Source organism: Streptosporangium sp. NPDC002544, from assembly GCF_040295965.1.
Taxonomy (GTDB): Bacteria; Actinomycetota; Actinomycetes; order Streptosporangiales; family Streptosporangiaceae; genus Streptosporangium.
The window spans coordinates 33,492-47,052 of record NZ_JBEOWJ010000054.1 but is presented as its reverse complement, the minus strand read 5'-3'; the positions used below and the strand labels follow the sequence as shown (position 1 = coordinate 47,052).

Here is a 13,561-nt window from a genome sequence, read left to right as displayed (position 1 = left end):
TCGGGGTCGTGCGGGGGGGGCGCACCGCGCGATGACCGGCTCACCGGGCTTGCCCCGGGGCCTCCCCCAGGACTTACTGCCTGGCCGGCGCCAGCTCGTCCTTGTCGTAGACCTTCAGGCCCGGCCGCGGGCTCCCTTCCTTGGGGGTACGCCGCAGCCGCTCCTTGAGCCGCTCCACCATCACGTACAGGGTCGGCACCAGCACCAGCGTCAGCAGTGTCGACGACAGCAGCCCGCCGATCACCACGATCGCCAGCGGCTGGGAGATGAACCCGCCCGAACCGGTCAGTCCCAGTGCCATCGGAATCAACGCGAAGATCGTCGCCACCGCGGTCATCAGGATCGGCCGCAGCCGTCGCCGGCCCCCCTCGATCACCGCCTCCACGATGCCCATGCCCTGCTCGCGGTACTGGTTGATCAGGTCGATCAGCACGATCGCGTTGGTCACCACGATGCCGATCAGCATCAGCATGCCGATCAGGGCCGGCACGCCCAGCGGCGTGCCCGTGGCCAGCAGCAGCCCGATCGCGCCGGTCGCCGCGAACGGCACCGACACCAGCAGGATCAGCGGCTGCACGAAGCTCCGGAACGTCGCCACCATGATCATGAAGACGATCGCGATCGCCGCGAGCATCGCCAGCCCCAGCTGCCCGAACGCCTCGGCCTGGTCGGCGCTGACCCCGCCCACGCTGAAGCTCGCCCCCGCGGGCATCGTCAGCTTGTCCAGCTTCGCGGTCAGCTCGGTGGTCACAGCGCCCAGGTCGCTGCCGACGGCCGTGCCCGACACCGTCGCGCTGCGCGCACCGTCGATCCGGGTCACCTGCGTGGGACCGTCGACCTTGGCGACCTCGGCCACCTGCGACAGCCTGACCATGCCCGCCGCCGTCGGCAGCGTCAGCGCGCGCACCGCCTTGAGGTCCTCGGGCACCTCACCGGCCCGCAGCACCACCGTACCGGCGCGCCCGTCCAGCGTCAGCTCGCCCAGGGGCATCCCGCGGAACCGCTGCGCGACCAGCTGCCCGATCTGCGTCTCGGTCAGCCCCCTGGCCGCGGCCTTCTCCCGGTCGACCCGCACCTCGATGCGCTGCGCGCCGGCCTCCAGGTTCGAGCCCACGTCCCGCAGCCCGCCCAGGTCCGCCATCGCCGCGCGCACCGTCTCGGTCGCCGTACGCAGCGTCGCCACATCCGGCGCCTGCACGATCACCTGCAGCTGGTCGGCCGAGCCGCCACCGGGGCCGCCCTGAGAGCCGCCCACGGTGACCTCCCCGACGTCCGACAGCCCCTTCAGCCGCTCGCGTAGCGTCTCCTGCAACGCCTCGGCGTCGGCGCCCTCCTTGATCGTCACCGAGTAGGAGGCCCGGTCTCCGCCGCCGCCGCCACCGGTCGCGCCCTCGAACCCGCCGCCGGCACCCACGTTCACCTGGTAGTCGCGTACCGCATCCAGCGACGTCAGAACCTCCTCGACCTTCTTGGCCGCGGCGTCCGTCGTCGCCAGGTCCGTGCCCGAGGGCATCCGCTGGCTGATCGAGACCGTGTCCTGCCCCGAGGAGTCGATGAAGTTGGTCTCCAGCCGGCCGGCCAGCCCCATCGTCGCGGCGAACACCACCACGCCCACCAGCAGCGTCACCAGCCGCCGCCGGGTGGCGAAACGCAGCACCGGCAGGTACGCCCGCTGCAACGGGCTGCGCAGTTCCTTGGCCTCGGCCTCCTCGCGCACCGCCCGCGCCTGCTCGGGCGAGAGCACCGGCGCCTTCAGGAACCAGTAGGCCAGCACCGGCACCACGGTCAGCGACACCAGCAGCGACGCCAGCAGCGCCACGCTCACCGTGATCGCGAACGGTGCGAACAGCTGCCCCACCATGCCGCCCACCACCGCGATCGGCACGAACACCGCGACGGTCGTCAGGGTTGAGGCCGTCACCGCGCCGCTGACCTCGCGTACCCCCTCCAGCACCGCCTTGCGCTTGGCCTCGCCGTAGCCGAGGTGGCGCTTGATGTTCTCCAGCACCACGATCGAGTCGTCGACCACCCGGCCCACCGCGATCGTCAGCGCGCCCAGTGTCAGCATGTTCAGCGAGTAGTCACCCACCCACAGTGCGATCAGCGCGATGATCACCGACAGCGGGATGGAGGCCGCCGTCACCAGCGTCGAGCGCACCGACAGCAGGAAGACCAAGATGACCAGCACCGCGAACGCCAGCCCCAGCAACCCCTCGGTCGTCAGGTCGTGGATCGACCGCTCCACGTACGGCGCCTGGTCGAAGACCACCGTCACCTGCGAGGAGTCACCGATCGCCCGCACGAAACCGGGGATCTTCTCGCGCACCGCGTGCGAGATCGTCACCGCGTTGCCGTCCGGCTTCATCGTCACCACCACGCCCAGGCTCGGCTGCCCGTTGGTGCGCGTCAGCGAGGTGCCCTCGGCCAGCGACCGCTCCACCGTGGCCACCTCGCCCAGCCGCACCGGCCTGGGGGCCGGCGCCGGGCGCTGAGCCTGCGGGCCCTGCTGGGCGCCTCCCGGCCGCGCCTGCGCCTGCGCGGGTGCCTGCGCCGGCACCGCGGGGGTCAGGTAGAGGTCCTTCAGCTCCTGCAGAGTCGAGACCCGCGTGCCGACCTGCACCGTCAGCGACGTCTTGTCCTCGGTCAGGCTGCCCGCGGGAATCGACTGCCCGTTGGCGCGCAGCAGGTCGGCCACCGCCGTGGGCGCCAGGCCCAGTAGCGCCAGTTTCCCGAGGTCCGGGGTGATCGTCACCACCTCGTCGCGGGTGCCCGTCACCGTCGCCTCGCGCACTCCCTCGATGCCCTGCAGCTCCGGCACCACCAGCCGCTGCAGCCGCTCGGCCATGACCCGCTGGTCGCCGCCGTCGCCCACCGCCAGCTGCACCACCGGAATGTCGTCGGTCCCGCCCGTCAGCACCTGCGGGTCGACCTCCACAGGCAGCTGCGTCTTGATCCGCGACAGCGCCTGCTGCATCTTCGAGACCGCGGCGTCGATGTCGGTGCCGTACTCGAACGCCACCTGGATCTGCGCCATCCCCTCCCGGGACGTCGAGGTCACCTTCGTGACACCCTCCAGCCCCTGGAAGCTGTTCTCGATCGGCTCGGTGACCTGTTCCTCGACGATCTCGGGAGAGGCGCCCAGGTAGGGGGCCACCACGAACGCCCCCGGGAACGAGAGCGAGGGCAGCAGTTGTTGCTTCAATGACGGGATCGCAAAGACACCGAACGCGCTGAGCACCAGCGCGATCAGTATGACGAGGCTACGGTTGGCGAGGCTCAACCTGGCCAAGGAGGTCATGGGGGCGGGACTCCTCAATGGATGTCACAACAAGATTCGCCCCAGACTAACACTTCGCCTTATGCGAATATTTAAGGAAGCTTACCGTTCCTGATAACCTTCTCAGGAAGCGAGAGGTGAGCGTGAACGACAACCGCGAACGACTGATCGACCAGATCGGTGCCATCCAGCGCGACCTGGGACGACTGTTCGCCCAACACCGGCCCTCCTCACCCCTCTTCGACTCCAACCTGACCATGCGCCAGCTCAAGGTCGTCATCTTCCTGTCCTGCCAGGACTCCGCCTCCGGCCAGGACCTCGCCGGCCACCTCGGCGTCGGCCTCGGCACCGTCACCGGCATCGTCGACCGCCTCGTCGCCCACGGCCTCGTCGATCGCCGCGAGGACCCCCACGACCGCCGGGTCCGGCGCGTCGGGCTAACCCCCGCCGGCCTGGCCCTGACCGAGCAGATCGCCGACGCCGGCTTCGCCGACTTCCGCCGCATCCTGTACCACCTCGACACCGGCACCCTGCGCGACCTGTCCGACGTCATGGAGAAGATCCAGCGGGCCGCCTCCACCCTGCAGGATCACCCTCCACACGAAAAGGTGGGATGATAGGTTCTGTCGCTGTGACCACGCCCATCAACGACCTCTTCTCCCTCGCGGGCCGCACCGCCCTCGTCACCGGCGGCAGCTCCGGCATCGGACGCACCATCGCCCACACCCTCGGCCAGGCCGGCGCGGCCCTCGTCATCGTCGCCCGCCGCACCGAACAGCTCACCCGCACCCTCGGCGAACTCCACGACCACGCCATCAGCGCCGCAGCCATCAGCGCCGACCTCGCCGACCCCGCCGACATCACCCGCATCCGCGACCAGGCCCCCACCCTCTTCGGCGACATCGACATCCTGGTCAACAACGCCGCCAACAACATCCGCCACCCCATGGCCGACCTCACCGACGACGACTACCACCAGACCATGGCCGTCAACATCACCGCCCCCTACCTCCTCGGCCAGCACTTCGGCCCGCGGATGGCCCGGCGCGGCTGGGGCCGCATCATCAACCTCGGCTCCCAGCAATCCCACAGGGCCTTCGGCGACAGCGGCGCCTACGGCGTCTCCAAAGCCGCCATCACCGGCCTCACCCGCTCCCAGGCCGAAGCCTGGTCCCCCCACGGCGTCTGCGTCAACACCATCATCCCCGGCTTCGTCCTCACCCCCCTCACCGAACCCGCCCAGGCCATCCCCGGCCGCGTCGAAGCACTCGCCGCCCGCTCCATGACCGGCCGCAACGCCACCCCGGCCGACTTCGCCGGCATCGCCCTCCTCCTCGCCTCCGACGCCGGCGCCTACATCACCGGCCAGGCCATCTGCGTCGACGGCGGCTTCTCCGTCCACTGAGCGGGCCACCGGCCCGTCCGGCTTCCGGCCTGTCATCTGCCGGTGATCAATGGTCCGCGCGGGATCACGAACCTCCTCACCCAAGGTGGCGATGCGGGCGTAACCGGCGAAGGCGAAGAACAGCAGCCCCGCCGCCTGCAACACACCACCCGCGGTGACCTCCACGGTGACGTCCAGCCGCCCGGTATCCGCCGAGGCCGAGGCGAGACAGGCGATCACGACCGCTGCGAGCACCACGACGACGATCGCCCGGCTCAGCCAAGCGGCCTTCTGCACTCCGACATAGTTCACCGCGACCAGCGCCACCACAGCGCCCCCGCCACCGCATGCGCCTGAGCCGGCCACACATAGGCGCGTCGTTAAGGAGCGTGTCACCAGGTACACGCGAAGCGACATAACAGGGGATGTGTTCTCTTCGGGCGATGTCAGGCCTGGCGATGACATTGGTCGGCCCGCCGACGAGATCTCCGATATGACAAAAAAGGGGCGCGGCCGGTACGAATAAGGTCGCGGCCGCGGCCTCCAGGTCCGCGAGGACCTTGCGCCAGTCCGCGGTCTCGTCCTCGTCCATGTCGACCCAGCTCTGTTCGCCGAACTCGCGGGCGAACTCGCCCACGTGCTCGGCGGTCTCGGCCAGCTTGTTCAGCACGGTCCCGACGCTCATTCCGCCGGTGGGGGTGGTGCGGAACCGGTCTCGTCGCCGCTGCGCGTAGGGACTTGATCGACAACGGAACGGTCAGTGGCGTTAGCAGGCCAGCGCGGCGGACTCGCCGCCATCCGCCGTTCTGACCCCGGACTCCCGCGATCCCCGCGGCCGGGTCGCGGTCATGACGAGGCCGGTGCCGCCGCACCGGCCGCCAGAGCCGCCTGCACGATGCGGAGCGCTTCGGCCGCGTCGAGGCCGACGCTGGCGATCACGGCGGCGTAGTCGGCGGCGGCCCGGCGGGCCCGCTCCCGGCCCTCCTCGCCGGCGGCCGACACGAACGAGCCCGCCCGCCCGCGCGTCTCGATCAGCCCCGCCTCCTCCAGCTCCCGGTAGGCCCGGCCGACCGTGTTGACGGCCAGGCCGAGGTCGGCCGCCAGGTGGCGGATGGTCGGCAGCCGGGCACCCACGGCCAGCGTGCGGTCCTGGATCTGCCGGGCGAGCTGGGCCCGCAGCTGCTCGAACGGCGGTACCGGCGAGGCCGCATCGATGACGATCATTGGACGCTCATGGCCCGCCGGGCCACCGTCGCGCACGACGGCGTCCTGGCATGGAGCGCGACGCACGCGGCCAGGCTCAGGACGATGTAGGCGACCGCGGCGGCATTCCACCAGCCGGGCGCGGTGCCGAACAGCACCACCGGCAGCGACCACTGCACGTTCGGCGTGGTGAGCTCGCGGGCGTCTTCGACGCGCATGATGACGTCGGCGGTCAGCGACTCCTCGTCCTCCGCCACGACCGGGAAGCTGAGCAGGTGGCGCAGCTGCATGGCGGTGATGGCCGTCGCGCCGAGCAGGCCGATCAGCACGACGACGGCCAGCTGCCGCACGGTGGGCTCGGGAACGGCCAGGACGCTTGCGGCCAGCACCATCGCGCCGGCGAACGTGGCGGCGGCGAAAATGGCGTACGGCCGGCCGAGCACGGTCCGCCAGCCGGGCTGGATCGGATGGGCGGCCCTGCGCGACAGCGTCGCGCCCGCCCGCTGGTCGACGCGTCGCACCCACCGGTCGAGCAGGGACTGTGCCAGCAGTAGCCCGGCCACCGACGCGGCCAGGGCCAGCAGCGGCAGCGGGCGATGCGGCGGGAGGCCGCCGAAAGCGGAAGTGGCGGCGAGGGCGCTCACGATGATCAGCGCGGCCAGGATGACGTAAGTGGCCAGGCGGGCGCGTCTGCGGACCGCCAGCCGGCTGGCGAGCAGCGGGGTCGGGTGGGTGTCGGCCAGGTCGTGGCGGGCCAGCCACTCGCCCGCCATGCGCAGATCGGTCGTGCGCGTCGGCGGGTCGGTGTCCGGTAGCGGTTCGCGGGTCATAGCGCCTCCTTTGTCGCAAGCTTTGTAGCAATAAGATGCGTCATACCTTGCGACAAAGTCAACGTCCGGGACTCTCGTCGTCCCGATGATGCAAGCCCCGGCTCAGCGGTGGCCGTCGCCCAGGCGTGCGCGAACACTCGCAGAGCGTGAACAGGGCTGCCCTCGGCAGCGGCCGTGAGGGTCTTGTGGGGGGCCCGGTAGTAATGGCGCGGGATCCAACGGATATGCCTTTCACCTGCGCTTATGCGGAGGTCTCAGGCTGATAGGCCAGACCTGAGCCCTGTTGTCCATGCAGGCCAGAGGCATATCTGTTGGACTTCCGGCCGAAGCCACGGGGACCCCAACACACGCCCGCCGGAAGCGTCCTGATTGAAACCGAACCCTGGCCTGTTCACGCTGCCCCGACCCCGTCACGACACAGACAAGCCGCTGCGTCTAGAAACCGCTGCCGACATCGGACCGGACGGCGGAGGCCCAGTGGCCTACGACCACGCATCCAACCGGCCCGAGACAGTCCGTTGTGCCCGTGGCCGCTTGCGGCCACGGGCACGCCCTTGCCAGCAGTGAGGCACCGCCGGATACTCAAGGCCGCTGACGATCTTCACGGCGGATCCTCCTACGGACTGGGACGTGATCGCATGCCCGATGAAAGCACCAGCCAGGACCAAGCCAGAGCCGAGGCCGACGCCCTCGCCGCTTGGCAGGCCATCCCGTACTCCGTCTCCCACGAGGAGGCGCAGCAGATCTCCCGGGAGTATCTGGACAAGGCCCGCAAGGAATTCGAGGAGCAGACCAGCCGGCTCCCCCAAGCCGACCAAGACAGGGCTCGCCAGATCGAGACGCAGCTGAACGCCAACGGTAGGGCGGTGTACGCCAACGCGAGATGGTGGGGCTTTGAGATCGTCCTCAACGCCGCAGCCGCCCAAGCCGCCGCCGAGATCTCGGAGATGGTAGGGGAGATCGTGGCCAGGGCCATCCGTCCCAGGACGCTCGGCCGGTTGATCGAGCTCTCCTTCCAGATCCGTTCTCTTACCATCCAGATCGTCGGCAGGGACCACGGTTGTCGGCTGGTGTCGCCCTGGTTCGCCCCGGGGATGCTCCTCCCCATCTCTCTGGCCCCCAGGCAGGACACCTCGCTGTGGTGGACGGCCATGAACACCTCCCACAACTGGAGCGAGAACGAGAGATTCCCCGGCCACCTGTCCAGGTCCAATCCGGCGCTGGCGGAGTTCCGCGGCCGGCTGTACGCCGCGCACCGCGGGGACCGGGACGAATCGCTCTGGTGGACCGCCTACGACCCCGGCGGCAATGAGGGCTGGAGCGACAATATCGCCTTCCCCGCCCATCGCAGCGCCGACGGCCCTGCCCTGGCCGTTTACAACAACTTCCTGTACTGCGTGCACCGCGGCGGCGGCAACGACAGGAGCCTGTGGTGGACCCGCTTCGACGGCAACCGCTGGAGCCCCGACACCCGCATGAACGGCGCGTCCAGCCGAGGCCCGGCCCTGGCGACCTTCAACGGCATGCTGTACTGCGCTTACCGGGACGCCAACAGCGATCAGATGTGGTGGACCCGCTTCAACGGCACCAGCTGGAGCAACGACCAGCCGTTCGGCAGCCACTTCACGGCCTCCAACCCCGCTCTGGCCGTCTACGCTGGCGTGCTGTATTGCGTGTTCCGCGGCGGCGGCTCTGACCACTTCCTGTGGTGGACCAGTTTCGACGGCACGCGCTGGAGCACCGCCCGCCGACTGCCCGCCCACCGGAGTGCGGAGGGCCCCGCCCTGGCCGTCTTCAACAACAGGCTGTACTGCGTGCACCGCGGCTCCGGCGACCAGAGCCTGTGGTGGACCAGCTTCAACTCAGCCGACTGGAGCCCCGACACCCGGCTGCCCGGCCACCTGAGCGCTCAAGGCCCCGCCATCGTCTCCTACCGCGAACCCTACGGCACCGAAGACCAGCTCTTCTGCGTCCACCGCGGTCATGGGTAGAAGCCGCCACTGCCGCCCGCGAAAAGGCGTACTGCGCCTTCTTCGCCTTCCACATCACCAGCGACGGCGAGCAGGTGATCTGGGACTGCGCCGTCAGCGACAACAGCGCGCCCGGGTGGTGCGCAAGGGCGGCGACACAGCGTTCATTTTCTGGCAGTCCGGCACCGCCCGGCTGCTGCCTCGCCTCCTTTCCGGCCGCACCTGCGGCCCGGTGTTCGTCACCGACCGGCGGCCGGGACCCGGGTGCACCCCGGCTGGCGCCGACTTGTGTCCGGACGCCGGACGAGCCCGGCTGTCGTACGAGCGGGCCGAATACCTGTTCAAGCAGGCCACCAAGCAGAACGACCCGGACGGACGGGGCTTCACCCTGCACCAGCTGCGCCACTCGCGACTGACTCACCTGGGTGAGGATGGCTGGTCAGCGCCCATGCTGATGGCGCTCTCCGGCCACCAGAACCTGCGCACGCTGGGCATCTACGTCAATCCTGGTCCCGAAGCCGTCGCCGCCGCACTGGCCAAGCAGGACCCTGCCCGCCGCCGCTGACCCATCCCCACGCGCTCAGTGCTTCCACAGGTCAAGCACAGTCTGTTGCAAGTTGCGGCGGATACGGCCTCGGCGACTTGGTCAGGAGACGGGTTCTGCCTCGCGGGCCTTTCTGGGCAGCAGGAAGCCGGCCAGGAAGGTCAGCGCGATCATCCCGGCGACGATCCGGAAAGTGTGGGCGACTGCGGTAGTCCCGGCGCTCAGCCCGCTCAAGAACACAGTCCCGAGTACGGCTGTTCCCAGTGCGCCGCCGACCTGCTGGAGGGTGGTGAGCATGCCGGAGGCCGAGCCGGTCTCGTGCGGCTCGACACCGGCCAGCACGATGTCGAAGTAGGGCCCCATGATCAGCCCAGATCCCAGCCCGGTGATGAGCAGGGCAAAAGCGAGCTGCCGGAATCCGGCTTCCGAGCCAAGCATCGGCACCAGGGCCAGGACACCGGCCGTCATCGTCACGGCTCCGACGTGCAGGACCTTTCGGCCATGCGGTCATGGCCAGGGTGTGGCCACCCCGAGCCATTGAATCAGGGAGGTGCCGCCGCCGAGGTCGGCCCGGATGGTCGGGCCGGCGATGCTGGTGACGGTGGAGTCCAGCATTTCCATCACCGAGCCGGTGAGGATCACCGCCAGAGCCGGCCACCGCCACCGGTAGGACGTGGATGCGGCCGGGGGCGGTGTCGCCGGCAGTGTCAAGGCGTCGGTCATGTAAGGGTTCCAAGGTTGTGAGGAGGCGGGCGTCCCGTTCGAGGTGGGATGGAACGCCCAGGGCGATCGATGACGGTCAGCGGAAGTCCGCGACGTGATCGCGGGCCCATTCGGCGTAGCTGCGCGAGGGGCGTCCGGTGACCTGTTCCACGTCCGGCCAGACCCGCATCAGCGCCGACCAGTCCTGGTCGGCGTAGCCATCGGCGCCGGTCGCGGCGCCGCCGTCGTACTCGATGAAGCCCAGCATCAGGTCGGCCGACTCGGCGGCGAACCCTCCTTGTGCCTTCATCAGTTCACGGGCGCGCTCGCGGCTGACCTCCTCGTAGCGGACCGGTTCGCCGAGCGCGTCGGCGATGGCCGCCACCTGCTCGCGAACGGTGACCAGCCCCGGCCCGGTCAAGGTGTACGCCCTGCCATGGTGGCCGTCCTCCAGCAGCGCGGCGACGGCGACTGCGGCGATGTCGGCCTCGTGGATCAGGTTCATCGGCTCGTCCGCGAACGGATAGTGGACCATACGCTCGGCCCGGATGGACGGCGCCCAGATCTGCAGCATGTTCGTCATGAACCCGCACGGTCGTACGTGCGTCCATTCCAGCCCGGACTCCTCGGCCGCCTGCTCCACCGGGTTGGTATGCAGGCCGGCGGTCACCGACGCCGCCGACAACACCACGATCCGCCCTACCCCCGCCTGCCGTGCCAGCGCGACGACCTCGCGCGCGGTCTCCTCCACGGAGAACAGGTACATCCGTTCCACGCCCTCCAGCGCGGCGACCACGCTTGCGGGTGCGGTCAGGTCGCCCTCGACGACCTCCACCTGCGGCGGCAGCTTGGCCCCTGCGGGGTTGCGGGTCAGCGCCCGCACGCTGGCACCCGCCCGCACGAGCTGGTCCACCACGTGGCGGCCGACGATCCCCGTCGCTCCGGTTACAAGGATCTTCATCTGCGTTCCTTCCGCTCTGTCGTTCACGAAGGCCACGCTAGAGTCCATTCCGGTCACTTCTTGGCCGGAATGAGAGAGAGCCTGAAATCATGGCGAACACGAGCGCGCGCATGCTGCGATTGCTGTCCCTGCTGCAAACCCACCGATACTGGCCCGGCCTCGAACTGGCCGACCGGCTCGCAGTAAGTGAGCGCACCCTGCGTCGCGACATCGACCGGCTACGCGAGCTGGGGTACCCGGTCCACGCCAACCGCGGCGCCTCCGGCGGCTACCAGCTCCGATCCGGTACGGCGATGCCGCCCCTGCTGCTCGACGACGACGAGGAGGCCGTCGCCATCGCCGTCGGCCTGCGCACCGCCGCCGGCGGCACCGTCGAAGGCATCGAGGAGACCTCGCTGCGCGCCCTGACCAAGGTCGTCCAGGTGATGCCTCCCCACCTGCGCCGCCGCGTGGACGCCCTCCGGGCCTACACGGTCACCGCGCCGCCGGACGGCCCTCAGGTGGATGCCACCACACTCGCCGTGATCGCCCAGGCCTGCCGCGACGACGAACGACTCACCTTCACCTACGCCACCCCATCCGGCGAGCCGGCCACCCGGCAGGTCGAGCCGCACCGGCTGGTCTCACTCGGGCGCCGCTGGTACCTGGTCGCCTGGGACCTCGACCGCGCCGACTGGCGCGTCTTCCGCCTCGACCGGCTCACCGGCCCGGCCTCCACCGGAGCGCGCTTCCGCCCGCGTGACCTGCCCGCCGCCGACGCCGCCGCCTTCATCGCCGACCGGCTCGGCTCCCGACCCACCCGGCACGACATCACCGTCCTCATCCACACTCCGGCCAGGGCCGTCGAACCGGTCGTCGCCGTCACCGGCGGCCGGTGCGAGCCCGTCGACGACCACTCCTGCCATCTGCGGCTGCAAGTGGACGACTTCGACTGGCCAGTGCTCATCCTTGCCGCGGTCGGCGCGGAATTCGACGTAATCCATCCCCCTGAGTTCCGCCAGCACCTTCGCGACATAGGCAAGCTCTTCCTACATGCTGGCACCGCTTAGCCGGATCACGTACCTCAGGTATCTCCGGTGAGCCTGACCTGGGCCGAGGCCTTCCCGTGTACCTAGTGAAGACCAACCCAGCATCTCCTCGATGAGATCCATGGCAGATCACTCATTTCAGGTCCACGGCGCAAGGGACACAGCAAACCAGTGCGCCGACACCCCGACAGCGAAACCTGCCACCGGAAGGCGCAGCGCACACCAACCGCCAAGGTCAGTGGCCTTCTCGCCCACCGAGAATGCCCACCGGCAGAAGTGACCAGACAAAAACTCCCATACACCACCAGTCCGTACACCACCCACCAACACCCCACCATGATTGAATAACCCCCGGATCCAACACACCCGGGGACGCTCATGACCACCACCCACCAACACCCCACCAACGCCCGCCGAGCCGTCTCCTACTTCTTCATCCTCTTCGGCACCGTCTCCGGAGCCTGGGCCGCCCGCATCCCCGCCGTCAAACACACACTCAACCTCAGCGACGGCCAGCTCAGCTACGGACTCCTCGCCGTCGCCATCGGACTCATCACCGGTATGCGCTTCGCCGGACACCTCACCGACCGCCTCGGCAGCGCCCGCCTCCTCACCCCCGCCGCCATCGCCACCTCCCTGACCGTCATCCTCCCCGGCTACGCCACCACCCTCCCCGCCCTCATCGCCACCCTCTTCCTCTTCGGCCTCGTCAACGCCTCCCTCGACGTCTCCATGAACGCCCACGGCGTCGAAGTCGAACGCGCCTACGGCCGCCCCCTCATGTCCTCCTTCCACGGCATGTTCAGCATCGGCGGACTCATCGGCGCAGGCATCGGCGGACTCTTCGCCTGGCTCGACCTCAGCGCCGCCGCCACCCTCACCGCCGTCGGCATCCCCCTCGCCCTCGCCTCCCTGTACGTCCGGCGCCACCTCCTCCCCGCCACCCCACCCCCGGCGGCCACCCACACCACCACCCCACGCCGCGCCCCATGGACCAGCTGGATCATCCTCATGGGAGTCGTGGCCTTCGCCGGACTCGTCGGAGAGGGCGCCGCCAACGACTGGACCGCCGTCTACCTCTTCCAGAACCTCGGCGCCCCCCAGGCCGTCGCCGCCGCCGGATTCGCCGTCTTCTCCGCCGCCATGACCATCGGCCGCTTCGCGGGAGACCACCTCGCCCAACGGTTCGGCCCGGTGCGCCTGGTCCGCTACTCCGGGCTCGTCGCCGCCCTCGGCCTCGGCACCGCACTGCTCGTCGGCCAGACCCTCGTCGCCTTCGTGGGATTCGCCCTGTTCGGCCTGGGCCTGGCCACCATCGTCCCGCAGGTCTTCTCCGCCGCGGGAAACCACGACCCGGCCCGTGCCGGGCAGGCCATCGCCCAGGTCGCCACCGTCGGTTACGCCGGGCTCGTCGCCGGCCCCGCCATCATCGGCGGCGCCGCCGAACTCATCGGCCTGCCCGCCGCCCTGGGGATTCCCGCCCTGCTCGCGGCCTTCATGGCGGCTTCCGCCGGAGCGCTACGCCACCCGCAATCGTCATGATCGACAGGCAGACGGCCTCTGTTCTTTGGTGGGAGCCTTCAGTCCGTTGCAAATGATCTTGAACCCGGACGGACGCCTTTACAATGTAGATTTATAAGAGGATGGCGTTCCGTCCCCACT

Annotated in this window: 12 protein-coding genes; 6 read left to right on the top strand and 6 right to left on the bottom strand. The window is 69.6% G+C overall.

Annotation, left to right across the window (positions count from 1 at the left end; genetic code table 11):
• Window positions 1-73 precede the first annotated feature (73 nt).
• Entirely contained in the window at window positions 74-3,298 is a 3,225-nt protein-coding gene (locus tag ABT061_RS45585; RefSeq protein WP_350929942.1) for an efflux RND transporter permease subunit, read from the bottom strand.
• Window positions 3,299-3,414: 116 nt separating this feature from the next.
• Here ABT061_RS45585 and ABT061_RS45580 point away from each other — a divergent pair, with 116 nt between their 5' ends.
• A complete protein-coding gene (locus ABT061_RS45580; protein ID WP_350929941.1) occupies window positions 3,415-3,894 on the top strand; it encodes a MarR family winged helix-turn-helix transcriptional regulator in 480 nt (159 codons plus the stop codon).
• Between the two features lie 14 nt (window positions 3,895-3,908).
• Window positions 3,909-4,682 carry an SDR family NAD(P)-dependent oxidoreductase gene (locus ABT061_RS45575; RefSeq protein ID WP_350929940.1) on the top strand — a complete coding sequence of 258 codons (774 nt, stop codon included), beginning with the start codon at window positions 3,909-3,911 and terminating at the stop codon, window positions 4,680-4,682.
• A gap of 825 nt (window positions 4,683-5,507) precedes the next feature.
• Here ABT061_RS45575 and ABT061_RS45570 read toward each other — a convergent pair.
• Window positions 5,508-5,885 carry a GntR family transcriptional regulator gene (locus ABT061_RS45570; RefSeq protein WP_350929939.1) on the bottom strand — a complete coding sequence of 126 codons (378 nt, stop codon included), beginning with the start codon at window positions 5,883-5,885 and terminating at the stop codon, window positions 5,508-5,510.
• A complete protein-coding gene (locus ABT061_RS45565; RefSeq protein WP_350929938.1) occupies window positions 5,882-6,694 on the bottom strand; it encodes a hypothetical protein in 813 nt (270 codons plus the stop codon). The genes ABT061_RS45570 and ABT061_RS45565 overlap by 4 nt, the downstream gene beginning before the upstream one ends.
• Window positions 6,695-7,332: 638 nt before the next feature.
• Between ABT061_RS45565 and ABT061_RS45560 the strand changes: the two genes are divergently transcribed.
• On the top strand, window positions 7,333-8,685 hold the full coding sequence (locus tag ABT061_RS45560) for a PLL family lectin (RefSeq protein WP_350929937.1): 1,353 nt from the start codon (window positions 7,333-7,335) through the stop codon (window positions 8,683-8,685).
• Between the two features lie 115 nt (window positions 8,686-8,800).
• A complete protein-coding gene (locus ABT061_RS45555; RefSeq protein WP_350929936.1) occupies window positions 8,801-9,229 on the top strand; it encodes a site-specific integrase in 429 nt (142 codons plus the stop codon).
• Between the two features lie 81 nt (window positions 9,230-9,310).
• Here ABT061_RS45555 and ABT061_RS45550 read toward each other — a convergent pair whose 3' ends face one another.
• The 3 genes from ABT061_RS45550 to ABT061_RS45540 all read right to left on the bottom strand — a co-directional run bounded on the left by ABT061_RS45550 (window position 9,311) and on the right by ABT061_RS45540 (window position 10,871).
• The gene (locus tag ABT061_RS45550) at window positions 9,311-9,676 is read right to left on the bottom strand and encodes an MFS transporter (RefSeq protein WP_350929935.1); all 366 of its coding nucleotides are present in this window, start codon (window positions 9,674-9,676) and stop codon (window positions 9,311-9,313) included.
• A gap of 39 nt (window positions 9,677-9,715) precedes the next feature.
• Window positions 9,716-9,931, bottom strand: coding sequence for a hypothetical protein (locus tag ABT061_RS45545; protein WP_350929934.1), 216 nt, complete (start codon window positions 9,929-9,931; stop codon window positions 9,716-9,718).
• Window positions 9,932-10,007: 76 nt separating this feature from the next.
• Window positions 10,008-10,871 (bottom strand): NmrA family NAD(P)-binding protein, encoded by an 864-nt coding sequence (locus tag ABT061_RS45540; protein WP_350929933.1) that lies wholly within the window; start codon window positions 10,869-10,871, stop codon window positions 10,008-10,010.
• 89 nt (window positions 10,872-10,960) lie between these two features.
• On the opposite strand from ABT061_RS45540, the gene ABT061_RS45535 reads away from it, so the two are divergent.
• Window positions 10,961-11,920 carry a helix-turn-helix transcriptional regulator gene (locus tag ABT061_RS45535; protein ID WP_350929932.1) on the top strand — a complete coding sequence of 320 codons (960 nt, stop codon included), beginning with the start codon at window positions 10,961-10,963 and terminating at the stop codon, window positions 11,918-11,920.
• Between the two features lie 357 nt (window positions 11,921-12,277).
• The gene (locus tag ABT061_RS45530; RefSeq protein WP_350929931.1) at window positions 12,278-13,441 is read left to right on the top strand and encodes an MFS transporter; all 1,164 of its coding nucleotides are present in this window, start codon (window positions 12,278-12,280) and stop codon (window positions 13,439-13,441) included.
• The last annotated feature ends 120 nt before the right edge of the window (window positions 13,442-13,561 follow it).

Coding starts and splice junctions, on each gene's coding strand:
- ABT061_RS45560 (WP_350929937.1), top strand. CDS start 7,333: ATGCCCGATGAAAGCACCAGCCAGGACCAAGCCAGAGCCGAGGCCGAC.
- ABT061_RS45570 (WP_350929939.1), bottom strand. CDS start 5,885: ATGATCGTCATCGATGCGGCCTCGCCGGTACCGCCGTTCGAGCAGCTG.
- ABT061_RS45530 (WP_350929931.1), top strand. CDS start 12,278: ATGACCACCACCCACCAACACCCCACCAACGCCCGCCGAGCCGTCTCC.
- ABT061_RS45585 (WP_350929942.1), bottom strand. CDS start 3,298: ATGACCTCCTTGGCCAGGTTGAGCCTCGCCAACCGTAGCCTCGTCATA.
- ABT061_RS45535 (WP_350929932.1), top strand. CDS start 10,961: ATGGCGAACACGAGCGCGCGCATGCTGCGATTGCTGTCCCTGCTGCAA.
- ABT061_RS45545 (WP_350929934.1), bottom strand. CDS start 9,931: ATGACCGACGCCTTGACACTGCCGGCGACACCGCCCCCGGCCGCATCC.
- ABT061_RS45565 (WP_350929938.1), bottom strand. CDS start 6,694: ATGACCCGCGAACCGCTACCGGACACCGACCCGCCGACGCGCACGACC.
- ABT061_RS45540 (WP_350929933.1), bottom strand. CDS start 10,871: ATGAAGATCCTTGTAACCGGAGCGACGGGGATCGTCGGCCGCCACGTG.
- ABT061_RS45550 (WP_350929935.1), bottom strand. CDS start 9,676: ATGACGGCCGGTGTCCTGGCCCTGGTGCCGATGCTTGGCTCGGAAGCC.